Source organism: Micromonospora sp. WMMB235 (assembly GCF_001855515.1).
Classification (GTDB): domain Bacteria; phylum Actinomycetota; class Actinomycetes; order Mycobacteriales; family Micromonosporaceae; genus Micromonospora; species Micromonospora aurantiaca.
This window is the reverse complement of sequence record NZ_MDRX01000001.1, coordinates 6,729,768-6,754,299: the sequence shown is the minus strand read 5'-3', so window position 1 is coordinate 6,754,299 and position 24,532 is coordinate 6,729,768. Positions and strand designations below refer to the sequence as shown.

18 protein-coding genes are annotated in these 24,532 nt (G+C 68.5%); 3 read left to right on the top strand and 15 right to left on the bottom strand.

From position 1 onward, the window contains the following. Positions 1–113 precede the first annotated feature (113 nt). From BFV98_RS30035 to BFV98_RS30010, 6 genes are all read right to left on the bottom strand, one after another. The gene (locus tag BFV98_RS30035) at positions 114–3,116 is read right to left on the bottom strand and encodes an AAA family ATPase (RefSeq protein WP_083395344.1); all 3,003 of its coding nucleotides are present in this window, start codon (positions 3,114–3,116) and stop codon (positions 114–116) included. Beyond that, a complete protein-coding gene (locus tag BFV98_RS30030; protein ID WP_071098612.1) occupies positions 3,113–4,378 on the bottom strand; it encodes an exonuclease subunit SbcD in 1,266 nt (421 codons plus the stop codon). The genes BFV98_RS30035 and BFV98_RS30030 overlap by 4 nt, the downstream gene beginning before the upstream one ends. A gap of 93 nt (positions 4,379–4,471) precedes the next feature. Then, positions 4,472–5,788: an AAA family ATPase gene (locus tag BFV98_RS30025; protein WP_071099063.1), complete on the bottom strand. Its 1,317-nt coding sequence runs from the start codon at positions 5,786–5,788 to the stop codon at positions 4,472–4,474. Further along, positions 5,785–7,275 carry a hypothetical protein gene (locus BFV98_RS30020; RefSeq protein WP_046566794.1) on the bottom strand — a complete coding sequence of 497 codons (1,491 nt, stop codon included), beginning with the start codon at positions 7,273–7,275 and terminating at the stop codon, positions 5,785–5,787. The genes BFV98_RS30025 and BFV98_RS30020 overlap by 4 nt, the downstream gene beginning before the upstream one ends. After that, positions 7,272–8,387, bottom strand: a complete 1,116-nt coding sequence (locus BFV98_RS30015; RefSeq protein ID WP_225319484.1) for a hypothetical protein — start codon at positions 8,385–8,387, stop codon at positions 7,272–7,274. Before BFV98_RS30015 ends, BFV98_RS30020 begins: the two co-directional genes overlap by 4 nt. Before the next feature lie 36 nt (positions 8,388–8,423). Then, a complete protein-coding gene (locus tag BFV98_RS30010) occupies positions 8,424–9,230 on the bottom strand; it encodes a hypothetical protein (protein ID WP_071099062.1) in 807 nt (268 codons plus the stop codon). A gap of 587 nt (positions 9,231–9,817) precedes the next feature. On the opposite strand from BFV98_RS30010, the gene BFV98_RS32840 reads away from it, so the two are divergent. Further along, a complete protein-coding gene (locus BFV98_RS32840; protein ID WP_225319483.1) occupies positions 9,818–10,141 on the top strand; it encodes a hypothetical protein in 324 nt (107 codons plus the stop codon). A 165-nt stretch (positions 10,142–10,306) separates the two neighbouring features. After that, entirely contained in the window at positions 10,307–10,678 is a 372-nt protein-coding gene (locus BFV98_RS30000; protein ID WP_046566796.1) for a helix-turn-helix transcriptional regulator, read from the top strand. Between the two features lie 232 nt (positions 10,679–10,910). Here BFV98_RS30000 and BFV98_RS29995 read toward each other — a convergent pair whose 3' ends face one another. From BFV98_RS29995 to BFV98_RS29970, 6 genes are all read right to left on the bottom strand, one after another. Next, the gene (locus BFV98_RS29995) at positions 10,911–11,909 is read right to left on the bottom strand and encodes an alkylmercury lyase family protein (protein WP_176921740.1); all 999 of its coding nucleotides are present in this window, start codon (positions 11,907–11,909) and stop codon (positions 10,911–10,913) included. 238 nt (positions 11,910–12,147) lie between these two features. After that, positions 12,148–12,534: a hypothetical protein gene (locus BFV98_RS29990; protein WP_071098609.1), complete on the bottom strand. Its 387-nt coding sequence runs from the start codon at positions 12,532–12,534 to the stop codon at positions 12,148–12,150. Further along, entirely contained in the window at positions 12,531–12,716 is a 186-nt protein-coding gene (locus BFV98_RS29985; RefSeq protein ID WP_071098607.1) for a hypothetical protein, read from the bottom strand. Before BFV98_RS29985 ends, BFV98_RS29990 begins: the two co-directional genes overlap by 4 nt. Positions 12,717–13,329: 613 nt before the next feature. Next, positions 13,330–16,086, bottom strand: coding sequence for a hypothetical protein (locus tag BFV98_RS29980; protein WP_071098605.1), 2,757 nt, complete (start codon positions 16,084–16,086; stop codon positions 13,330–13,332). After that, positions 16,061–17,479: a hypothetical protein gene (locus tag BFV98_RS29975; protein ID WP_047891306.1), complete on the bottom strand. Its 1,419-nt coding sequence runs from the start codon at positions 17,477–17,479 to the stop codon at positions 16,061–16,063. Before BFV98_RS29975 ends, BFV98_RS29980 begins: the two co-directional genes overlap by 26 nt. A 456-nt stretch (positions 17,480–17,935) precedes the next feature. Next, the gene (locus BFV98_RS29970; RefSeq protein ID WP_047891307.1) at positions 17,936–18,373 is read right to left on the bottom strand and encodes a DUF4352 domain-containing protein; all 438 of its coding nucleotides are present in this window, start codon (positions 18,371–18,373) and stop codon (positions 17,936–17,938) included. Positions 18,374–18,549: 176 nt separating this feature from the next. Between BFV98_RS29970 and BFV98_RS32400 the strand changes: the two genes are divergently transcribed. Then, complete coding sequence (locus BFV98_RS32400; RefSeq protein ID WP_161801610.1) at positions 18,550–18,696, top strand: hypothetical protein; 147 nt, start codon at positions 18,550–18,552, stop codon at positions 18,694–18,696. A gap of 185 nt (positions 18,697–18,881) precedes the next feature. Here the strand turns inward: BFV98_RS32400 and BFV98_RS29965 are convergent, their stop codons facing one another. From BFV98_RS29965 to BFV98_RS29955, 3 genes are read right to left on the bottom strand one after another with little or no spacing between them, the layout of a single operon-like run. Next, complete coding sequence (locus BFV98_RS29965; protein ID WP_071098603.1) at positions 18,882–20,477, bottom strand: GTPase domain-containing protein; 1,596 nt, start codon at positions 20,475–20,477, stop codon at positions 18,882–18,884. Further along, positions 20,470–21,357: a LeoA/HP0731 family dynamin-like GTPase gene (locus tag BFV98_RS29960; protein ID WP_071098601.1), complete on the bottom strand. Its 888-nt coding sequence runs from the start codon at positions 21,355–21,357 to the stop codon at positions 20,470–20,472. The genes BFV98_RS29965 and BFV98_RS29960 overlap by 8 nt, the downstream gene beginning before the upstream one ends. Continuing rightward, a complete protein-coding gene (locus tag BFV98_RS29955) occupies positions 21,330–24,197 on the bottom strand; it encodes a GTPase (RefSeq protein ID WP_083395340.1) in 2,868 nt (955 codons plus the stop codon). The genes BFV98_RS29960 and BFV98_RS29955 overlap by 28 nt, the downstream gene beginning before the upstream one ends. Between the last annotated feature and the right edge of the window lie 335 nt (positions 24,198–24,532).

The following is a 24,532-nucleotide window of genomic DNA, read 5'->3' as shown; positions in this document are numbered from 1 at the left end:
GCTCAGCCAGATCACACTGCCGCGTCGCCACGAGAGGCCACGCCCGCAACCGTGGTACTCGCGCATCATCTCGGTCTGGAGCCTTTGCGTGGCCAGCTTGGCGCCCTGTCAGCCTATTCAAGCAGGCCACGACCAAGGTCATCGTTGATGATCCTCTCTCGTTCCGAGGCGTCGGCCCAGTGGGCGTGACTAGTTGTCAGGGACTTCTCCACGACTAGTACATGTTCAGCGTTCTCGGTGATGGAACGCATGTGGCTGATCACCGTGACCAGCCGGCCGGTTGTGCTGTGGTCGGTCAGCGTATTGAGGGCATCGCGCAGGAAGGTGGTGTCAAGGGTGCCGAAGCCCTCGTCGAGGAAGAGCGCTTCGACGTGGCCGGTCGCACGGCTGGCGAGTTCGACTACGGCGAGCGCCAGGGCGAGGCTGGCGAGGAAGGTTTCGCCGCCGGAGAGCGTCTTAACATCTCGGGCAGCCATGGTGTCCATATCGATGATCCGGAAGTCGGCCGCGAACCTGTAGCGGCCACCGGAGATCGAGAGCAGGATCTCGCTTGCCTGGCGAAGCAGCGCTTGGAGGCGCCGGCTGACAGCGTCAGCGATGAACTTGCCCTCGGCCAGCACTACCGACAGTTGCGCAAGAACATCGACTGTGCCAGCCGCAGCATCAATCCGCTCCTGCAACGCGTTCACCACGGGGAGTTCCTCCCGGGCGCGCTCGATCTGTCTTTTCAGGTTCTGGACCGTACCGTGGGCGGCAAGGTATTGCTGCTCGAGGTCTTCTTCGCCGGCGGCACCAGCCGTATGGCAGGCAAGGCCGATGGCCTCTCCGGCAGCCTTCTCGGCACGCTGCTGTTCGTCGATTTTTGCGGCGCAGATGCCGAGGAGTTCCTTTGCCTGAGCGAGAAGATCAGCAGCCCAGTGCGCCTGCGTGTCCAGGTCTACGTGCGCGGCGGGCGCGGCCGCCGGTTCTTCGAGTCCGAATGCCCCTGCGGCGTCGTTAACCCGCTGCGCCAGGGTCAAGAGCTTGTCTCGCAGCGTCGCCGCCGGCTTGGTGATTTTCTTGGCGTAGGTCGTCTCCAGCGCCGCGCTCCGCGAGCGCAGGCCGGCGAGCGCTTGTTCGGCGCCGGTCCGTCGGCCGGCCAGCTCCTGAAGGAGTCGCTGATGGGCTTCGGCTGCTGCCTTCTGTTGCTGGACTTCCGCGACGTCCAGGGGTGTGGCGAGAGTGAAGCGGGCGGGTAGGCGGCTGGCCGCCTCGTCGATCGATTGGCGCAAGGCGACGTTGTCGCGTTCCTGCTCCTGATGGGCAGACATGCGCTTGGCGTGGGCCTCTGAGAGGGTGACGAATTCGGTTCTGGCGGCGGTCGCGGTATCGCGGGTGTCGTCGCGAATCTTTCCGGCGCGCTCGACGTCTTGCTGCGCTTTGGCAGCGTCATCGGTGACCAGTTTGAGGATCTGCTCGTCGGTTCCCGACAGGTCGGCGTCTCCAACGACTTCCTGGAGGCTGATCAGCGCTTCACTGAGCAGGCTCTCGGCTGTGGTCACGCTCTGCTGCGCGGCAGGCAGGTTGTCTCGTTCCAGGGTTTCCACCCGGGCGGCCGCTACGGCGGCCGCCCGACCCGTCTTCTCCGCCCGGACTCGGGCTTTCTTGTGGGCGTCGTCGGCGGCGGTGAGGTCGGGTGCGATCGGTGCCGTGAAGTCGGCAGGCAGGGGACGAGTACAGATGAGGCATGCCGCGCCGGGTTCGAGGTCCGCGGCGGCGTGCGCTGCGGCGTTCGCCTTCAGCAGCGCGCGGTGCGTTTGTTCGCTCTCGCTCCGGTTGTGCTCGGCCTCTTCTGCGATACCCGCCGCTTCTCTTGCCTTGGCTATGGCGGTGCCGAGAGCCTCTTCCGTCGTGGCGAGTTCTGCGCGTGCCTTCTCTAGGTCTGCGGCGGCTCCGCGCCAGATCCTCAGTCGTTCGACGGCCTTGTGCTGCCGATCCTGGGCTCGTTTGAACGCCGTTTCCGCGTCTGCATGCGTCTTGTTGGCCGCCGCGACGGCTGGCTCAAGATCGGCCAGGCTCTGTTGCACGCCTTGTAGCCGGAGCTGCTCGACGGCAAGGGCTGCGGCGTTCTCCGTAAACTGCCGGTGGCGTTTCCGCTGCTGGGGTAGCTGTTCGGCGAGGTATTTCAGAGTGTTGATCGTCGTGGCGGTGCCGGCCACATTCCCGCCGTACTGCTCGGCCTGTGTGAGCTGACCTTGCAGGAGGTCTTGCTCGATCTGCAGTTGGTGGGTCAGTTGGTTGATGTCGGCGCGCTGGCCGTTGAGCGTTTGAGCCTGCAACGCCAAGGCGTGTAGCTGGTCGGCGGCGCCGGCAGGAACTGCGGCCGCCAGGGATTCCTTCAGCTGGGTCAGCGTGCTGGCCGCCCCGGCGGCTCGTCGCTGTTCGGCACGCGCATCAGCGATGGCGGCCCGAGCATTCTGGAGATGTTCCAGGCCCTGCTGCTGCACGCTGTGCTGTTCGGCCGCGGCGGCCAGCGCCGCGGCCGGGTCGTCGAGGAACCTCCTGCGGTGCAGCTGGTACTCGTTGAGCCGGTCCTTGAGCCGCGCCTGAAGGGTTCGGGCGTGCTCGCGGACCTGGCCCAGTTGCTCGAGACCGAGGACGGAGTCGAGGACTTTGCCTCGGTCACGGTCGCTCATGCGCAGCAGTTCCTGGAAGCGGCCTTGGGGCAGGACCACGGCACGTAGAAAGGTGTCGCAGTCGAGCCCGACAATCCGCCGGATCTCTGCGGTGACCTGCCTGGCCCCGGTGGTTAGGGCGCCGGTGTCGAGGCAGGTCAGCCGGTGCACTGACGTGGCGGTGTGCCGGCTGACGGACCGTGATACCTGCCATCGGCGGCTGCCGACGGTGAACGTGAGTTCGACGGCGAGGGTGCCGTCACCGCCGTCGGCGATCAACGGGGATGCGGTGGCAGCGTAGGTGCATCGGTTGTAGAGGGCGTAGCAGATCGCTTCCAGAATCGTCGATTTCCCGGCGCCGGTGTCGCCGACTATCGCGATGAAGCGCTTATCGGTGAAGTCAATGGTCTGCTTCGCGGTGTACGTGCCCAGGCCGCAGAAGGTCAATGTCTGTGGTCTCATGCCGCCCCTCCGATGGTGGCCGTGCTGGTTGCCGGCAGCGGGAAGGCGATCTCGGGGTCGGCCGCCAGTAGCTGCTCTTCCGGCAGCTCGGGTGGTTCGTGTTCGCTGGCGTGCGGCAGCAGGGTGCTGAAAAGCTGAAGAACCTGTTGCGCCGAGACGCCTTGGACACCGCGGGTGGCGAGGTATTCGCTGAACAACGTCGTGGTGTCGACGTCGGTGGCGTCGTCGACAGGGGCGAGCAGTTCGAGCCTGCGGTCGGCGGCGTTCTCCCGTAGATCGGCGATGGTGGCCTCAGGCAGCAGGCCGCGGATCTGGCCGGCCAGGTTGTCGATGTGGTTTTCGGTGTTGACCGTAACCAGGCAGATGTCCGTGGTCACGGAGGCCGCCGTGGTGCGGATCTCGTCGAGCGTTCCGGTGATGTAGTGCAGCCGGCGGCCGCGCTTTAGCGGAATTCGTTCAAGGACGGCGCCTTGGCCGGGCTGCAGCGTCGCGACGACGACGCTCTTGTCCTCGCCGACCTCACCGAAGTCAAGCTGCAGGGGTGAGCCTGCGTAGCAGCCCGTTACGCTGGTGGTCGGCAGTGGCTGCGGTTTGTGGATGTGACCGAACGCCGCGTAGGTGACCACCGGCAGGTGCTGTGGATCGGTGGCGTAGAAGTCGCAGGTGTGGCTGGGGTTCTCGGTCCGCGACGGGATGGCGCCGGCGATGTACTGATGTGCGGCAAACACGCTCACGTCGCGGGACGCGTCGAACCCGTCTCTGAGCTCGCGCATGAGGCGCTGCTGCAAGCCGGCGATGTGTCCGGCGTAGGTGATGCGCCGCTGGCCGGGTTCGTCGAAGACGTTGACGATGCGGTTGGCGCTGATGAACGGCAGTGCGGCGACGTGAATCGCCTGCTCGCCGGCTGGTAACCGCAGGACTTCACCGACGGCGTTGTCGTGGCTGGTGACGAAGTGGATCGGCGCGGACCGGCTGAGCAGGTCGTGCAGCCAGTGCAGGTATGCAGCCGAGTCGTGGTTGCCGCAGACGACCACGACTGGAGCGATCTCGGCGAGGTTGTGCAGCGTGCTGGTGGCCAGTTTGAGCGAGTGCAGCGGTGGCCGCTGCATGTCGAACAAGTCACCCGTGTTGAGAATCAGGTCGGGGCGGGTGGCGGCAGCGATTTCGGTGATCTCGGCGAGCACCGCTTCGTGGTCGCTCGCCCGGGAGTGGCCATAGGTGGTACGTCCGAGGTGCCAGTCGGAGGTGTGCAGTACTTTCACGTGCGACCTCTTCGTCGTCAGTGGCTGCGATCGGTGGGAGGACCGGCATTGTGAACCCGACAAGGGCCGGCCAGAACGGTGCCAGGGGTGAGCTCAGAGGGCCCGGATGCGGTGGGCAATGAGATGCTCAAGCAGGGCCTGGTTGGCTTCCCAGCCGTTGGGAAAGCGCGGTTGCGTGTTAAAGGGCACGGGGTCGGCGGACGGGTGGGCGTCCAGCAGGTCGGAGATGCCGTCGCGGGCGACCACGATGCAGGCATGCCGGTGCCGTGAGGTCAGGACGCACAGCCGCCCGGATTCGAGGTGGAACGCCGTGGCGTCGCGGCGGCCGGACAGCGGATGTAGCACGATGACGATGTCGTACTCGCTGCCCTGCAGCCGGTTCGCGGTGTCGACGCGGATGTTCGGATAAGCGGTCTCGGCCAGCCCGCTTTTGATGGCAGCCATCTGGTCGCGGTGTGCCACACCGATCGCCACTCGGTCTGCCGTCACCCTGGCACCATCGGGGTGGCGTTCATCGCGGAGCATCGTGCCGCGCTCGAGAACACGCACAGCGAGCGCAACGACCGCGGCGACCGCTTCAGCGTCGGTGCGCACCGTGTGCCGGCGCGGCAGTTGGTAGAAGGCCCAGCCGTTGGCTGCGGCATGTTCGATCGCCCGGTCAGCGGGGCTATTGCCGAGGCTGCGGGTCGGCAGCCACATCTCCCGCGCGCCCTGTTCGGGCGCGGATTCGAAGGGTGCGAACGGATAGAAGGCGTCCGACACCGGGATCGCGGTGTGAGGGGCAAGCCGCCACGAGCGCGGCAGCTGCCGTTCCGGGATGTCCGGATTGTTAGCGAGCATGGCGGCCACCGCGCTCTGCAGCGGGCTCCAGGCCAGGCCGGTCCATCGGTCGACGTTGACGACGGAGAACGGGTCGAGTTGCCCAGGGTCGCCGACGAACGCAGCCCGTTCGAACGTCGAAGCGAGTCGCAACAGGGTGTCCGAACGCATCTGGTACGCCTCGTCGATGATCGCCCACGGCCCGCGCTCGGTGATGACGGGGTCGAGCCACTTCGCTGCGGTGGCAACCACGATGGCTGCCTGACGCAGATCGGGGAACCGGTTCGCAATCAGGATGTTGGAGGCTGCGAGGGTGGCCGGCACCGGGTAGCCGTAGGCGGTGTATCGGCCGACGGTGATCCCCGGATCCACGGCGGCGATCTTGGCGACGAGATCGTCGACTTGGGAGTTGGTTTGTGCGACGACGCGCACCTGGTCGCCGTGCCGGGCCAGGTGGTGAGCCATGTAGGTGACGGCGGTGCTCTTGCCAGCTCCGGGGGGTGAGTTGAGCACCACGCCAGGTTGCGGACCCTCGGTCAATAACCGAAGTACGTCGAGGACCGCGGTGGGCGGGACATAGGTGACGGTCATGACCACGGCTCCTGGGCATCCTGCTCCGTCGGCAGGTAAGGCTTGGGCGGGCCGCCATGAGTCCACGGGGTGTCCTCCTTGCGCGGCAGCGTCGGCGCCCGGCGGTAGTCGTCCTTGAAGAGGCTGTAGCACACGGAGTCCCCTACGGCGGGGACGGTGCCGGGCCGTGGTTCACGCCCGCTGCCCATGCCCTCGCGAAGTTCCAGCTCGACCATCACCGTGTCGCCGTCACGAGTCACCGAGACGACCGTGGTCTTCTGGTCCAGCAACTCAGGCCGGCGCAGACCGCTCTCGCCGGCGGCGAGGCTGATCGCGTCGGTGGTCGATACGGTGATCAGCGGCCGCAGGCTCCTGCCGACCCGCCGGTTCGGGACGGCGGCGATGACGGTACCGACGAACGCCTCACCGATCATCCGAGCCTCGGCCATCACCATCGGGTCGTCGAAGGCGCGCTCCGCGTCATACTGCTGCTGGGCCCGTTCCAACCAGTACAGGCGCCGGGCGGCGTACACCGCTGAGTCACGTTTGGGCTGCGCCCCAGGGCTGGTCGCGATCCAGTCGGCGGCCTGCGTGAAAGCGTCAAGGTCCCGTTCCCAGCGAACACCGACATGAGCACCGGCCGGAAGACTAGGGTCACGCAACAGGGTGATCGCCTGCCACATCCGATGCCAGGTGCCGTCGAGCTGCTTTCGCAACTCCTTGCGGATCTTGTCCTCGGCGATGCGCGACGCCGCCGGGCTCGCCGCCTGGTGGTAGGCGGCGAGCAGCGGCTCGAGGATGCCGTTGTCGAACGACGGATCCGTGGCAGGTCCGGCAGGCGGTACCTTCAACGGATTTTCGCAGGCACGCGCGGCATCCCGCCCGGTCATCCCGGGTGGCGGCGCGATCCAGCCGAGTACAGCGGGAAGATGCTGGTCCTCCTCGGTGCTCTGCCCGGTTGCCCAATGCAGGGTCAGCGCGTCGGTCGCCGCGACCAGCATGGCGGAGCCGGCGTATTCAGCACGGTCGGCGAGGAACGTCAGCCATTTACCCATGACCGGGATGTTGCGTGGCACGGCCCACTCGCCTGTACTCCTTCGCAAGCGGGTGGAGCGCCCGAGGATCCGGATGAACTCGACGCCGGCACGGTTCGGCACCCAGACCTGCGGTGCGTCCGCGCACCGGTACTGCACGCCGGACGCGCCGGCACGCACCGGAAGACGCCGGTTCGTGCGCGGCGTGATGTAGGCGGCGAAGATCTTGGCCAGCTCATAGGCGAAGGCAACCTGCTGGTCACGGTTCCGGGGCTGCGCAACCGTCAACAGCTCCGGTGTATCAGGGCTGGTGCCAATCATGACGGCGAGCGGGGCGTGGGCCTCGCCCGCCATCGCCAACGGCACGAACACCAGCGGCTCACTGCTCACATGCAGATGCCGGACAGTCGTCAGGCGCTGCGCCACCGCCTGGTCGCTGGCATGGGCGCGGGCCAGGGACGTCAGCAGGCTCACATCAAGCTCCCGAGCAACTCGTCCCGATACTGTTGGGCCCGCCGCAGCAACTCAGCTTGTTCGACCTGGTCCAGGCCAGGAAGGCGCGTACCGCGAGCCAGACCGACGACCTCACCGATCGTGTCCAGCGCCAGCTCCTCACGGACCTGCCGGCCGAGCACCGCCGTGGAACCTTGTTCCTCGGAGCGGCAGAACCGCGCCATCTCACAGGTGTCCAGGCACGACGGTGCGTAGCGTGCCGGCACCAGACGCAGGCCCGCCTTCAGCTCCTCGGCGGAGCGGGAACCGGCCGGGCCACGCAGAGCGAACGTCAACCCTGCCGGCAGGTTCGACAGAATCGTGTCGAGGTCATGCATCCGCATCAGCATCCGCCGGACCGCCGCGACCTGGTTCCGGACGTTGACCCGGGCCGCGAACGGCTTGTTGATAAAGTTCTGCGGGCACACGAAGATCGCCTCGTCCGCCACCAGGTCCTCGTCGAACCCGTGGGAACGAAGCAGTTCCCGAAGGGCGTAGACGTAGACCGCAGCCTGCAACTCTGCGCCTTCCACCGCGGCCGCAGGCGCCTGGCCGTCGATCACCGAGAACGACTTGACCTCGACGATGTAGAACTTCCCGCCCGACTTCACAGCCACCAGATCGGGCTCGAGGAAGACGTCGTAACCCGCGACCGTGATCTTCAAGTACGGGTGGTCGAACAGCGTCCCGCCATCCTGCGCCGAGCGGGCCACAGCGGTCAGCCGCTGAACCGTGTTGCGGTACCGGGCTAGCTTGCCCTCGTTGCCGCCGATGGTCTTCAAGTCCTCGTGTTCGGCTTCCGGAATGGATAGCCCGATGTCCTCCCGCAGCAACGTCAGCAGCTGCGCACCGCCACTCGCCTTGACCTGGGCTTCGAACTGGGCGCCTCGGGCAAGTACCATCCGCGACGGCTTGGCGTACATCGGGTGCCGGATGGCTCGGGCCAGCTCGTCCTTGTCGATACCGGCTGCATCCAGCAGATTCCGGCGGCCGCAGCCCGGGTTGCCGACAATCGACGAGATAGCCCTGGCGTCGAGGCTCTGTGGTTCAGTGTCCCCCCGCAGCGCGTCAAGACGCGCCGTCAGTTCTTTCACGTGCTCTTCCTTCGCGTGGGAAGTGCGGATTCAAGATCAGGTGTCGCTCGCAGCATGCGACGCCACCTTGAGAGCGGCGCCGAACAGCTGGTGAAGATCGTCGAGCTGGTCGACGGCGCGCCGGGCTGCCGCTTCGCGCTGCGACAGGTCTGCGTCACGATGAACTTCCAGCTCGGCCTGCGCCGCACGCCGCACGGCGTCCGGCCTCGTCGTGTCGAATGAGGTGGCACCGCCGGGGATGTTGGCGGCGAACTGCCACAACAGACGCCGGGCGGGCAGAGTCACCCAGTCCGGGTGGCTCAGGTGCTCGGCGATACGGATCGCCGAGGTCAGAAAGTGAACCCTGGGACTCAGCGGCCCGACGATACGGGTGGAAAGCGGCCAGGTGGAGACAGCCAGGAGACCGCGGGCAGGCGAGAGCCGGTCAGCGGTCAGGGCCGCACACAAGTAGTACGGCCGAGCCCACGGCGCCGTCTTGAAGGATCTTTCCTCGTCTCGGCGAAGGCTCGTCAGCTGCTGCCCGTTCAAGGCTCCAGCGAAGACCGCCTGGTGCAGGGCGACGATGAGCTTCGGCGCCGCCGGGACGCCCAGGAACGTCAAGGCCTGGTGGACCTGGTCACGAATCGACAGCAGGTTCCCGGCGTCCTGCGGCTCGGTCCGCGGTTGCGAAGCCAGCTTTTCCGGTTCGATCGCCAGAAGCGCGTCATCCCACTGCACCTCCGCCTGACGAAGGTCGGATCGCAGACGCCGCGCCTCGGCCCGATCACCGGCCATCAGGGCACGACGCACGGCTGTGCGCAGCTCGTCGATGCGCGCCTCGAGATCGTCGAGAGATTCAGCCACGGACACACCGTAGCCGCTTCCACGCGTTCCAGCAAGTTCCAGTTTTCTCCAAGAGTCCGCCGTGGACGGAACATCGACTGGACCAGCAGAGCTTGCAACGAAGGCGACTCAGCCGATCAGCACTCCGCCACGCTCCATAGGAGGCACGCTGGACCCCGGCTCGACGCTCCGATCCACGCTGCGCTCACGTGCGCTGTTCAGGCGCTGCTTCTCTGGTCGCCCGGCATTGCTGGCCTAGGTGACGTCATGCACTGATGAGGTGTGACTGGCCCGGACTTGGCAGCGAGCGGGCGAGGATTTCCGTGCCCGCGGCAGGAACACGCCTTCTAAGACGTCCTAGGAGGATAGGGTTCCTGGCCCGACCGTCGCTCCTCCTTCTTCGACTGCGGCCCCCATCCGTGTGCTGGCAGCGAGGGGCATGGCGAGGGCTGCGGCGGCATGGATCGCGAACACCGCGACGACGATCGTGGTGACCGGTAGGCGGCGTCGGGCGCCGGTGAGGACGAGTCGTCCGGTGACAGACAGAACGCCGAGCAGGCCGGCGGCGGTGGCGGCGAAGGTGGCCGGGTGGCGGCGAAGGTGGCCGGGTGGCCGCGGCTGATGAGGTAACCGACCACGGGGACGCCGATGGCGCTGGTGGCGGCACCGTGGGCGATCAGGGCGGCAACGAGGATCCAGAACCGGGGGTCGCGCATCACGGCACGCGCCGCAATGCGTCGCAGGGTGTGGTCCGGTCGCGCCACGGGGCTGGGTGCCCTGGCATGCGGCGGCCCGTCTTTCCCGGCAAGCGCTACGAGGACTGGAATCTCGAAGACCCCGCCGGCAAGGGCGTCGAAGCGGTCCGCCCGATCGGCGACGAGATCCGCACCCGGGTGGAGAAGCTCCTCACCGGACTGGGCCCCACCGCCTGACCAACCCGCCGGCGCTGCCCGTCGCTAGTCACCCCTCGGGCGGGGCCGACAACTCGCTCATCCGGCCGCTGACACGGCCGGGACAGGTCAACACGGCTCCCTGCCCGCAAACTGACGGTGACCCGGTACTGGTTCAACCGGCGCATCGATGGTGTCGGTGCAACGATGTACGGCGTGCCAACTGCGAAAACTGCTACACCTGCCGTCTCGCCGCTGGCCGGCGAGCCGATCAAGCGTGCCGATGCCGAGCGGCTCGCGGGAGTGCTGAAGGCATTCGCCGACCCGGCCCGGCTGCGACTGCTCAGTCTGATCCAGTCCGCCCCGGAGGGCGAGGCGTCCGTGAGTGACCTCACCGCGCCGCTCGGTCTCTCCCAGCCGACCGTGAGTCATCACCTTCGGATCCTCACCGAGGCCGGCCTGCTCGAACGCGAAAAGCGCGGCGTCTGGGCGTACTACCGGCTCGTGCCGCCCGCGATCGCGGCGATCGCCGACCTGCTGACGCCACCCCGCAAGCGAGCGACGAAGAAGGCCCGCTGAGCGGCACCCGCGAAGGCCGGCGCCCAATCCTGCGGGTGCCGGCACGGGCGTCCGCTCTGGTCGCGGGTGCGTCGGCCACGCCGGCAAGGTCTTGCCTCATCCACGGTGCCGGGCTGGTCGGATCGGTGGCGACACCGTGGTTAGGAGTAGGGACACCAGTTTTTGCCCGTGGTCGGCCAGCCGGCGCCGCTGGCCGTGAGCCGCTTTAACGGTGGCGATAGCCGACCGGGCGTCAGACCAAGCGGTGGTCGAGGGCGGTGTGGGGGGCGAGCAGCGGTTCGAAGATGTCGCGGCCGAGGGTGACGGCCTGGTCCTGGTCGAGAACCGTGGCGGCCAGGCTGGGGTGGGCGTCGATCCACGCCTGAGCGCCGGATGCGCTCGTGAAGAAGTTGATGGTGGAGCAGCAGGTGTCCACGGAGCGACCGGCGTCTCCGGTGGCCGCGTACACGATCACCGCTTCGGCCGGCTGGAAGGTGGCGGCACCGTTGGTGATGGTCACGCGGACCGGTTGGCCGGTGTGCGGATCGGCGGAGGTGATGGTCGCGTCGGTGCCGAGCATGAACGGCATGCCCAACGCGTCGATGGCGCACATCGCGTACACCTCGACATCGCCGAATGAAACCCGGTGCGGCGTCGGCGTTGGGGAGAACGGGTAGGCCGCGACCAGACGCCCGCCGCTGTCGAGGGCGACAAGGTCTTCCCGGGCAAGTTCCCGCAGCGCCTTCGCGGTGTCCAGGTCCGCCTCGCTGGCGGCAGCGCGGATGTCGGCATCAGTGGGGGCAGCTCCGGTGGCGGCGAAGTGATGCAGGATCGCTCGATGCACCTGCTGGAGGCTGTCGGGGAGCTGCTCGGCGCGGCGGGGCCGATCTGTCCGGATCGCATTGCCCGGCTGCTGGCAGCAATCGACCCGGCTCTGCTCCCTTGCGGTGGTAGCGGGTCCGGCGCCTATCGCCTGGCGCAGGGCAGCGCGGATGCGCTCGCCAGTGGGGATATCTAAGCGACAGGCCGCTGAACCGTCGCCGGTGGCGCCCATCACGTCCACGCCGTTGACCAGGATCGACGGAGACGGATAGTCGCCCACGACCTCGGTGACCCCCGTGATGGGCAGACCGACGTCGGCCAGGGCCGCGCGCAGCTCATGCCGAGCCGGCGCGAGGTTCGGACAGTCCGGCACCGAACGAAGCTCAACAGCCACCCGGCCCTCTGCGGTGCGATCTGCTGCCGCGGTCATCACAGCCCTCCTAACAAACGGCCCGGGTGGCATCACGCGTCGCCGACTGGCCGGCACGGCTCTACCCGTACCTGACTGAACCTTTCGGTCAGGGGAAGGTCAAGGCGCGACGATAGACGCCAGATGCGGATCGGGGGAACTTGCGTGATGCCGGAGATGGTGAGCCGGCCGCGTTGACCGGTGCACATCGGGTCTTGCTCGCCGTCGCGGTGGCGGTCCACGCCGTGTAGTACCTGGGTCAGATTGGGATGACCGGGCCGCCGCCGGCGATGCCGCCGTACAGGCCGGGCTGGCCGGTCAGCACGCTGCAACCGAGGTCGATCGCGGCGAGCACCGCGGTGGCGGCGTCGACCCTGCCGACCGTGTCGAGGGTGACTGCGAGGGCCTCCCAGCTGTCCGGCGGTGGCGAGAGGATCTCGGCGATCGGGTGGTTGACGAGCAGCTGCAGGCGGTCCGTGTCGACGACCATCCGGGCGGCTTCGGCCACGCACAGTACCGGCAGCCCGAACACGCAGTTCTCTTCGTCGGCGACCTCGGCGATCACCTCACCGACGTCAATCGACCCTCGAGTGAAGGCGATGATCGCAGAGGCGTCGAGGACGACCCGGACGGCCGGTTCGGTCACGCGGCGCGGGCCGGCAGGCCAAGCTGCTCGCGAGCCTGGGCGTCGAGCTCCGCCGTCCACCGCTCCCGGGCCTCGTCCAGGCGGCGGCGCGCGCGAGCCTTCCCCTCGTCGGAGACGACGAGGCCGGCGGCGGCGAGGATCTCCTCGCTGCGGGCGCCGGTGTTGGGGCTCCTGTCGGCCATGCCCGCAGGATACCCCCTGGTAGGCGCGGGAGTCACCAGCACGCCGCCGGCGCTGCTGCCGGGCGCTGGGGCTACTGGTGCTGGTGCTGGTGCTGGTGGGGCAGTTGAGCGTGGCACGCGAACGGCGGGAGCGCGACCTCGAGGAGAGGCGTACCCGGTCGCCAAACGCATCACCGACTCCGGCCCATGCCTGGTTCCCGGTTAGCATCCCGACCGGCCGGTCCTGCCCGCCACCATCACCCACCGGCTCCAACGCCTCGGCCTCCAGCCCAGCAGCTACCGCGCTGCCGCCCCTGGTTCACCTGGCCGTCGAGATGCCCCCGGCCGTCCTCGGCGACATCCTCCCAGTTAACCGGGCCGTTGCGGCGAGCTGGAGACAGCCCGGCGTTCGCGGAGGTGCTGCGAGAGCGAGTTGCGGGGGTACGGAATGGAGTTGCCAACGCTGCGTGGCGAGCCCTGTACTGACGGCGCCCTCCCCGCCTCTACCAGGTCCGCACCCGCACCGCGCCCAGATCGACGACCGGTGCCGGGCAGGACAGTGCCGAGCGACGCAGGGCTTCTGCGTCGCGGGCCGGTATACGCCGCTAATCCGGACCGGCGCCGCCGCGACCGCCTACTCCGGTGGTCCCGCAGCGACGTCGATGCCGGCCCTGGCCAGTAGGGTCAGTGCCTCCGGGAAGGCGCGGTTGAGCGGGCCGTGGTTGATGCGGACGCGGCTAGCAAGTTCATTGTCCCGGGCGATGCGGGTGGCGTCGCCGAGCACCGTGAGCCGGTAGTGCCACCATCGCACCGCTCCGTCGCGCTGCTCTACCCGGATCAGGTCATCTGCGGCCCGGGCGGCGATCGCCCATCTGCCGTTCGCGCCGGTGGCCCACACGGCGACGACGCCGGCGCCGTCGATGGCATCGAGAGCCTCGGCGGCCGCGTGGAACGGGTTGGTGAAGGCGCCGCCGACGTGGAGTGCGGTGTCAGCGTGCCGGTTCACCCGCCAGGCCGGCCGGCGGTCCTCCAGCTTGTCGATGGCGGTGGCGAGCGGGTCGTCGTCGACGATCATCACCGCGGTGCGCATGACGTCGTCCGGGTCGATGGGGAAGCCGCGGCTGTTGCTTATGGCCTCCGCGTAGTCAGCCACGAGGGTGGCGTCGGCGGCGACCACGAGGTGCGCGGCCCGTTCGGCGGCCTCCTCGTAGCGCAGGTACTCGGCGGGGCGGCCCGCCGTGGGTAGGTGGTCGCGGATGAGGTAGAGAGCGACGGCGGCCACGCTCGCGACGTTGGCCTCGATGGCCGCTGGCATGTCGTCCAGGTCGAGCGTCTCGACCACCTGGGCGAGCACGGTGATCCACCCCTGCTCACCGTGCGGCGTCTCCCAGGCGCCCAGTTCGACGCCGACGAGCACGAGCGTCCCGACCGCCAACCGGTCGATGGCGGGCAGGTGGGCGAGGTCGACGCGAACGGCACGGGTGAGCGCGCGGCCGACGCGGCGCAACTCGTGCAGCGCTCGCTCGTCGTTGTCGTCGTTCGGGTCGCTCTCGTCGTCCGCGTTGCGGGAGCCGCCGAGCTCGGCGTTCTGCCCGGTCGAGGGGTCGATGTCGTCGTTGACGGTGTTCGCGTCGTCTCCGTCGAGTCCGGCGGCGCGTTCGTCGCTGAGGAGGTCGGTCGGCTGGAGCAGGTCGCTGCCGTAGCTCGTGCTGGTGGCGGAAAGGGCCGCAAACCCGCCGAGTGAGAAGTGGAACATGGCTGTGCCGAGCCGGCTTTTGGCGTCGTCGCTGTAGCGCAGCCAGTCCTCGGGGTCGGTGTCGAGCCTCGGCGTGCCGGTGGCTGTCTCCGACTCGCCGGTGGGCCCGCTGGTGCCGCCTGCGGCGGGTAGGGCGATGCTGGCGCGGGAGGCGGCGAGCTGCCGGACCCCGTGGAGCCACCGTTCGGCCAGGCGCGCGTCGGCGAGGATCTCGATCGGTCCCTGGGAGCCTCCCCGCGGCTCGTCGCTCACCCGGAACATGGTCCGTTCGGGATCGGTGACGAACACCAGGTTTCCGTCGCGCGTGACGCCGTGTTCGGTCCATGCCGTCCGCACCCGGGATCCGCCGGGCAGGTCGACGCCGGCGATGAGGTGTTGGACGGCGCCTTCGGGGACGGCACCGACGTCGGCCCAGGTGTCGAAATCGGTGTGGGAGGAGGCCACGATCCGTACCGGGCGGGGTGTGGGGTGCGCGAACGTGAGGTGCAGTCCGCCGGCGGCGCGGGTCGCCGCGAGGAGCGTGGCCCTGGTGGCCGTGTCGACGTGGTTGGTCGTGCTGATCCGGACGGCGGGCACCTCGTCGAGGCGGATCGGCACACCGCCGGGAAACAGCGGTGCGGAAGGCCGGGCAAGAACGGCGAGCTCGACGTTTCCGCCGTCGGCGACGGGCTTGAGCAAAGCTGCCGAGGACAGGTTGGGGCTGCCGGTGAGCGTCCAGCATGCGCCGTCGTAGCCGATGGCTTCGACGAGCTTGCCGTGTCGGTAGGAGCGGTGCCGGTCCTCCACCACCTCGAGGTCGATGCCGAGGTCGCCGATCACACGGGCTATCGCCTCGGGTTGCACGACTGTCCGGTGCCCGGATTGCACGGCGAGCGTGACACGTGCCGGGGCCAGACGCAGCGTCAGCTCCTGGATTGCCTCGGCGCGCGCGTCGTGAAACGGCGCATAGAGCCGCAGGCACTCCACGGGCGTGACCGGAAGCTGGTCGATGATGGGAGCGTCGGAGGTGTGCACCAGCCGGTGGCCCGTGTCAACGACCTGGCCTCCGCTCAAGGCTTCGAGGGCGGCGGCGGTGCGACCCATCGCGTCGGCGGCGGGCGGGCTGATCGCGCAGAGCCGGGCGACGCTCCGCAGCCATTCCGCCGCGTCGACGACCAGCCGGGGACACCTGTCCCGATCCACGGCGGCGATCGTCCAGGTCTCGGCGTTGAGGTGCCAGCCGCCGACCGAAAGGTTGCCCGAGCCGACGGCCACCAGCGCTCGCGCGGGCCCCACGATGACGGTGAGCTTGGGGTGGAAGGCCCTCCCCGCGGTTGGGGGTACGGCGAGGCCGTGCACGTAGCGGGTGCCGGCGTTTCGGGCGGCGCGCGGGTCCGGGTTGGACATGCGCAGATCGCCGACGACCGTGACGCGGGCACCGGTCGCCTGGGTGACGCCCAGCACGGCACGCTCGAAGAAGCCTAGGTCGGCGTTGAAGGTGCAGAAGAGCGCCTCACGGGCCTGCCGATCGGCGTGTTTCTCCTCGGCAAAGATGTACGGCAGAGGCGACGGCACTGTCACGACGTCGCCGGCGTTCTGGTAGTCGCCGCCGCCGACGTCGAAGGCCTGGTCAGGCAATGAGGTCACCCCGGTCACCGATCCCCCACACGGCGTCGGTGCGGGCGAGCAGGCCCATGCCGGCGAGGATGCCGGCCAGTTGGTCCCACCGCAGCGAGGCGGAACCCGCCGTCTCGTCGGAGTCGCGGAACAGCAGGTCATCGCGCAGATGCACCCGGGTGGGAATCTTGAGAACGCCCTTTCGGGGATCGACGCGGGCCTTGGCCAGCGCGAGCCGCTGCGACCGGTCGACCATCGTGTCGGTGAGCCATCGGGCGAAGTCGCGCAGTGACCTGTCGTGCCATCGGTCAAGCTGGTCGGCCAACCACCGCGGCGCCAGCTGCTCGTAGCGGTCCTGTGCCTCGTGTCCCTCGAAGCCGTGCAGCTCCCGACCGGCCAGCTCACGCACACGGCGAGCGCCGAGGGCCAGCACGCTGAGGTCGCGCACGGGAGTCTCCAGGCCCAACAGCCCCGGATCGTGCTCGGCGGGCACCGGCCGTCCCGTGCTGTCCATGGTTCGTGGCAGCCCATCCCGGAACGCTCCGACGGTGCTGTCGGGTAGCAGGTCCGCGAGGTGTGCGGCCAGCTCCGCGCGGGGCGTGAGCCCTTGGATGCCGTTGACAAGCCAGGCCCAGAGGCTCCGCCACGCCGTGACGGAGTAGTTGCGCAGGATGAGGCCCCGCCACTCGTCGGACAGCTCCAATGCGGACAGGACCGGGTCGCTCATCGCCTCCGGCTCGTATGCAAGAAATCGCGACACGTCACGGGTTACCCGGCGGACCTCCGTCAGCTGAATGACGCGGGCGATCATGCGCAGCGTCTGCCGGCGGACACCGGCCCGCGTCGCGGGCGTCTCGGCGTCCGAGGCGGCGAACAGTCGGGCGAGCCAAGCGCCGTCCGCGCTGGTGGCCGAATGGCAGATGCACAGCGACTCGTAGGCGTCGAGCGTCGCGTCGTCGAGGGTCCGCCTGCTGACCAGGTCAAGCACGTCGCCGAGCCCCTGAGCGACAGCACCGGTATCCATCTGGTCACCGGGACCGATGTCGTCGGCTCTGGTCACGATTCGAAGCAGAACCTCGGAGCCCCGGTACGCCGGCCAGAAACCCCAATTCGGCTTGGCGTAGACACCCGGCGCGGCCAACTCCGCCACATCCACGCCGCCGTCGGACCCCCGCCTCAGGATCTCGTCGTATCCGTGTGGTCGGGACAGCGCCTCGTGGGCGAAGCCGGCGGCGCGGTAGTGACGCGCCGACACCGCCCCAACGACGACCTCAGCCCGGCGCAACAGGCTCTGTGCCGCGCTGCGGGGCAAGCCCCGCCTCTGCGCCTCCGCGGAGATCAGGCCGTGAAGCGCGTAGTAGCGGGCGTTGAGAGTAACCGTCGTGACCCCGGGCACAAGCCGATCTACAACGTTCATGGTGAACCGCTCCACCGACAGCGGAAACCGGCCCGCGTAAGTCCTTGATCCTGAAGACGACCACCCAGGACCAGTCACCACGGCCGCCAGTCTGCCGCCGGCTCCGACTCGGCGCAAGCACGGACGAGCGTCGAGGTGATAGCCAGGGTGACGACGTTGGAGACAGTCTCTCCGGCTGGCCGCCGCCGACGCCGTACATCCCGGGGCCCGCTCGTCGAGTGGCCTCGGCACCGGCCCTCGTCATCGCGCCATGGACTGCGGGAGGTATCCACCCTGGGGACATCTCAGTCAGAAGCGGCAAGCCGCCTGTGGCCTCGTCCTCCGGCACTCCAAATCACTGATCTTCCGGCAGAGGGCACGATCATCGGGGCGCAACGCTCCATAGGTGCATGAGACCATGGGCGCCGCGCTTTTGCCCTTATGGGACAGAAGGTCGTTGAGCGCCATACTCGCTGCAGAGACATCCGCCTCTTAGCCCCAGATCGCTATGGCCGGGCCTGGACCGAACAGTTGGTCTTCGATGAGACGGATCTCCTTGATCCTGCTTCCCTTATCCAGCTCGAAGGTGAGCCAGCCGCGAACGCAGTCTTTCGGCAGGACTGTGGCGGAGTAAGGCAGGGCAGGCTGCCGCGGTTCGGGAGTGATGTCGGCGGGCTGTAGTTGGTAGTCGTCGGTGGTCTTGAGCTGCCAGGAGCTCCAACTCGGGGTCGGCAGGCTCTCCCCCGTGGTGGCGTTGCAGATCTTCACATCGGCCGGCACCCACACTTTGCCCTTGTCGGGCTCGGAGTCCGCCTGTCCGTCAAATTTGGCCGAGTAAATGGTTACTTTCCAACCAGCGCCGGTGAATGTCTGGCCGATCTTGAGTCGGGCCGGGCCCTGGTCCTCAGTCGGGGATGGCGACCTGTCCACAGCGGTCGGGGTTCTCGTGGCAGGCGCGGCCGAACTGGCCTGCGAAACTGGACCCCGGGGTGCTGGTGTATCGGCGCTGTTGCCGCAACCGGCAAGGAGGACCGCTGCCGTGGCGACGGCAGTAACTGAGCCTGCCTTCATGACCCGTAACCTACCGTCCCTTGTGGGGTGTCGCAGTGAACGCCTCAAGCGGCTACAACACCGTCGTGCGGACGAACGGCGCCGGGCTCTGCATCGACGTCGAGTGGGTACGCCGCCACGCCGGGAAGGGCTTCCGCGTTCATCCCGCCGGTGGGTCCTGGAACGAACCTTCGGCGGCCTGATGCAGCACGGTGACTCGTGTGTGACTACAAAACCCTCCCTCGGCGCCCCTGCGACGATGATCCGTTGGGCGAGCCGACGCTGGTCGCTGGTGAAGTACCTCGGGTGGTGCCGAGGAAAACCAAGGGCGACCCGGGGAGGAGAATAGCCATGACGGGACGAGACAGACGATCAGCAACCCGCTTGCTTACGCCCCTGTCTCGTGCAGCGGCCTTGCAGCCGCTCGAGAGAGACCCTCGCCTTCCACGATGGCTTCTTGCAGTTGCCTGACGAGTTGGCGCAGGCTCGCGTCGAGGTCGACCTGGTCTTTCGTCTGGGCGATGATCTCGTCGCGTACGTCGTCGACGAACGGCTGCCAGGTGTCGCGGGCGAGCCGCGTGCATTCGGCGATGACCTGTTGACGCATCTCGGCCGCGGCCTTGTCCTGGTTCAGGCGCGTGCGATTCGCGAGGTGTTGGTCGACGAACTTCGTCAGGTAGACGGTGAGGGGGAGCGCGGCTTCGATGGTGCCTAGGTACGGCTTCACCTTCTCGGCCATCTTTAACGTCTTGGTCTCCTTGCCGGCGGTCTGTCCGACGTCCTTGGTCATGGTCTTCAGCACGCCGAGCAGCATGCTCCCGATGTTGTTGGTGTGTTCCGAGATCTGGCCGGGCCCGTCCGGGGCGGTGGCGGCGTTCTCCCCGGACTTGAGTGTCCCGACCAGCGAAGCGAAGCCGGCCCAGGTGGGGAGGGCGCGGTCTCGCTCCTTGCCCTTGCGGATCGACTGCCGCAGCCGATCGAGGTGGCCTTCATGCTTGATGAACCACTCGCCGACCGTGCGCTGCAGTTCGTCGGCGGCGGAGCCGGACTCCCACGACCGCCGCAGCACCTCGTCGACGAGGCCTTCGAGGCCGGCATGGGCGGCCCGGTCGAGGTTGCCGAGCTGCCTCTCCCATTGGTCGCGGCGATCGACGCCGTGGGCGGCCACCCTGGCTTGTTCGGCGTAGTCCGCCAGTTGCCCGCGCAGTACGGACAAGGTCTCGTCCAGCACCGCTGACCAGTACCGTTGCCCGGCCGCGTGCCGCCATCCGGGCAGGGCTGACGGGGACACCGCGCCGAAAGCGTTCGTGAGGTCCTGCATGCCGTCCCAGTCCCGGAACTCGTCCCAGGTGTCGCGGCCGAGATCGGTGGCCGGCCCGGCAGTCTCGAACGGGTCCTGCGAGACGACGAAGACCGGCACGCGGTCGTCCAGGCCGAATAGTTCCCGCAACTCGCGGACCTTGCGGTCGCCGAGTTCCCGGTACCCCGCGGGGTTGGACTCCGGGTTCCCGTAGGCCTCGTCGAATCGGGAGATGACGAACCACATCGTCCCGGCCGGCCAGCCCTGCGTGAACAGCCTCCGGAGTACGTCGCGTTCGGCGGTCACCAGCTGCGGGGTCAGCACCGCGATGCCGACGTCGGTGAGCCCGACCGCGGCCATCGCGCGGGAGCTGTTCTGTTCGCGGACGCCGGACGCGCCGACGTCGAATCCGGGGGTGTCGCGGACGATGCACGTACCGAACTCGACGTCGTTGACCTCGAAGGTCTCGTGGCGTGCGCTGATCGTCAGCCAGTCGGGAACGTCGCGGCCTGAGTCGACGAGCAAGCGGCGGAGCAGGGAACTCTTGCCGGTGTCGTAGGACCCGAAGAGGGTCACGACCGGTCGGTCCCGTTTCTGGAAGGCGTCCCAGTCGTCGGCGTGCCGCCCGGGCGATCCACCGGGAAGCCGCCCCAGCCAGTCGCGCACCGCGTCAATGTCAACCACTGTAATCCGTTCCTTCCATTTCTTCCGCGGCCACGATCAGGGCATCGGCCACCTCGACACGTACCTTTGCCGATTCCATCTGCTCGACGATCGACGATTCCCGGGCGAGGTGTTCGTCGAGCAGCGCTTCGAGGTCCGCGGTCTGCTGCTCGAGGTAGGCGACGTGACCTCCCCACTGCTCATCGCGCATGATCAGATCGACGATCCGGGCGGCCGTCTCGTCGATCTTCTGCCACGCCGATTCCTGCTGCTCCCGGTGCTGGCCGGCCTTCTGGGCGTCGGTGGCCATCTCCGCGATGTCCAAGGCGGAGGCGATGGCCCCGAGGACGAGCCCGGCCCGAGCGACGTTGGCGCCGCCCTTGACCGCGCCCCACGGTTTGAACTTGTAGTTGAATTGCTTCAGGACCGTGTAGAATGCGTCCCGGTTTCCGAGGGCTTTCGCGAGCGGCGCAACGGCTCCTGCGACACTGCCCGCGCCTGCGGCCACCTCCTCGTACCAGGCGGTTCCCTGGGCCTGGAACTCTGCCGCGAGCTCGGGTGCCACCTGGAGTTCGGCAGCGCGTATCTCGCGTCCGATCGTCGGGAGGTGATCGCCATGCCACTCGGCCAACCGGCGTGCCGCGTCGTCGCGGTAGCGTTCAAGATCAGCCTCGAACTGCGGTGTCTTCCACCAGGACTCGACGAGGCTCGTCAGCTTCTGGGCGTCCTTGCGCTCGAGGTCCGCGACCGCGGATTTCGCCGGCACCGCGTGGCGGTCCACCATGCGGCGGGCGTCCTCGCGCAGTGAGCTCTCGACGATCATGGCGTCGCGCACCGCGTCCCGGAGGCTGGCGATCAGCGGTTCCAGGTGGCTCAGCTCCTTCTCGCCTTCGGCCAGCACCTGGTGCAGCGTGTGCCGGTGACGCTTGAGGGCGGTGACGGCCGCGTCGAGGGCGGCCGCTCGTCGGAGAGGCCGGACAGGGCGCTCGTCAGTGCGGCCACGCCGTCCCACAGCCGATGCTCGTCGAAGTCCACGGGCTGCGCCGTCGCCGCCCCACCGACCAGGCCGAACGGATCCCCGGACAGGCAGTGGATCCGGTCGAGCTCCACGTCGGCGCAACGCGCGGCGAGGGCCGCGCGCAGCTCCTCGCGATTGCGGTTCTGCAGATTGAGGAAATCATCGGGTGCGGTCAGCGGATCGACGCCCAGCTCGTCGCACCGATTGATGAGGAACACCGTCCGCCCGCCCTTGGCGGCGGTCATCTCCGTGCCGTGCAGGAGCTCCTCCAGCATCGAGGTGTTGCCGACCAGGAGGTTGACGTGGACGACGACGAGCACGAGAGCGGCCTCGGTGATCGCCTCGAGCGCGGTGGCGTCGTGCTCGTCGTGTCCGCTTTGCAGGCCGGGTGTGTCCACGAGATCGAACCCGGGGAACCGGTAGCGGCTCGCGACCGTGGTCGCCGGCAGCGCCCGGATGTCGAACGCGGTGTCCGGCCGCAGGCCACCGTCCACCATGATCCGGTGGACCAGCGACGACTTACCCGAGTTGTAGTCCCCCAGCACGGCGAAGACCGGCCGCGCCCCGCGGACGCGCCAGAAGGTTCCGACGACGTCGGCCAGGGCGCGGTCACGCCGGGCCGCGTCCTCCAGGTCGTGACGCCAGGAGTAGATCTGCGCCGGCGTCGGTGACCGCCACGCGGCGGTCACGGCGTGTGCCAGCCGCGCCCGGTCCGCCTCCTGGCGACTCGCGTACGCCTCGCGCACCGCCTCGCCGATCCGCACCGGCTGGTAGTCGACGCCGGACTCCAGCCAGTCCTCGCCCAGCAACACCCGCGTCACCTCGGCCGGGGTCTCCCCGATCCGGCGCTGTGCCCGCCGCAGGACGTCGGTCACCGCCGGCGCGGGCCGGACCGCGTCGGCGTAGGTCCGCAGGCTGTCGAGCAGCCGCGTGATCCGGGCGCGCGCCATCCGACGCTCGATCGCGGCGCTCAGCGACTCGCCGACCGCGGGCCCCAGCGACGTCCACGCGGCTCTGCGGCTGTCCTGGACGAGCGCGTCCTCGTAGGCGACGAACGTCCGGTCCACCGCCCGATGACCTTCGGCGATGGCGTCGGCCTTCGCCTTCCGGGTCTGCTCCGCCCCCTGCTCGCTCGCCTTCTTACCGAAGTACTTCCCGACCTGGGTGACGATGCCGATGCCGGCGAGCGTGGTGGCGAGCACCCATCCCGCGGGGTTCCAGATGAGCGGCAGCGCAAGGGCGCCGAGACCCACCGCGATGCTCGTGCCCTGGGCGGCGTCACCCGCCACGCTGCCGCCCTTGTCACCGGCGATCGTCGCAGCGTGCACCGCGGCCGGCCCGCTCACGGCGGACTCGTCGTCCACCGCGATCTCCAGCTCACGCTGGAGGAACACCTGACGGTCCGCCCACACGGCCTGCGCCGCGGTGGCCATGGCTCCTTCGTCGTACGTGGCGGCCCGGAACTCCGGCTCGCCGAACGCCTTGCGCTCGGCGAAGGCCCGCTGGATCGCGTCGTCGACGTTGACCTTCGCCTGCCGGTGGCAGCCCGCCAGGTGCGACGCAGCCAGATGCCGGACGAAACGGTCCAGCGACCCCTTGGGCGGCGAGGTGTACGGGCCGCCCCGCGCCTGCTCGGACAGATCGACCAGATCTCCGCTGAGCGCCGCGTCGTGCAGCCACTGGGCACGTTCGGCGTCCTCCGGATAGCCCAGCACGGCGAACAGCGACTCGACCCGCCGCTCCAGGGACTCCGCCTCCCGCTCGAGCTCGGCCGCCAGGTTTTCGAGCTCGCCGATCCCGCGGCGGCACCGTGATCGGATGTCCTCGCGCAGCGCGGTCAGCCGCAGATCGGCGCCGCCCTCCGCAATCGATGCGGTGATGAGGCGCTCCAGCTTGGGGAAGTTCGACCAGCGGTCGAGGTAGTCCGTACCGAAACTTTCCCGTTCGTTCTGGAAGTCCTCGGGGAACGGACCGCGGAACGGGGTCGCGGCGCGCGCGTACAGGGCCCGCTGGCCCTGGATCGCGACGACCGGGATGTCGAACATCCCGATCTGGGCGAGCTGGGTCCGGATGTTGTCGGCGTGCTGGCGAACCGTCTCGGACAGATGCCGGCGGCCGGACTCCCGGACCACCGCCGGGTGATGCCAGCGCCGGTTGCGGGAGTTGAGGACGGCCACCACCGGCTTTCCCCGGTCGAGGACCCAGGCGGCGATCTTCTTGAACTCCATCGCCTGCTGGGACTGGCTGTCGAAGCACAGGAGCACGATGTCGGCGATCTCAACCGCCGCACGGGCCCGGGCTTCGAGGACATCACGACTCTCGGAGGCGCCCCAGCCGTTGATCCCGGGTGTGTCGAACAGCCGGCAGTCCCGCCACCCGACCTGGCGCACCTCAGTGGTGAAATCGTTGTCACCGGGCGAGACGTACGCCCCGTCGAGCCGGCCGAACACCGACAGCAGGGTGCTCTTCCCGGCGCCGGTCCGCCCGAAGAACGCGATGTTGAACGTGCCGAGCGACTCCCGCTCACGGTCGAGGTGACGCCGCAGCTCCGCCGGAAACCCCTGGACGAAGTCTTCCAGCCGAGCGATCGAGCCCGGGCCCTGCCCTTGGGTGAAGGCGGCGACCAAGCCGTCCGTGATGTCGTCCAGGTGCACCAGTTCCGCGCGTCCCTGCTCGACGGCCGACCGAACGGCCTCCTCGAACGACCGCACCTCTGTCGTCAACTCATCATCACTTTCGCTGCCTGACGGGTCACGGCTCGGATTGCACCCTCAACTTGCCGGCGACCACACACCGAGAAGTTGTCTACGGGATGCATGGCGATCTTGTCCAGCGTGAAGCTGAGATCAAAGCCCGTCTGCCGGGGGGAGAATTCCAATGCTTCACCTGATCAGGTGCAGCGGTGCCGGCCAAGCGATGATCGGGTACTGCTCGACCGGGTCGGAAACGGCTGCGTCGGTGGCCGCGTCTCGTCCGCGGACAGGGACGCGGATTCGGTAGGCCCGAGGCCCGGCGGCGGTCAGGGTCGGGATCCGGTCGGGTCCACCACTGCGGCGCA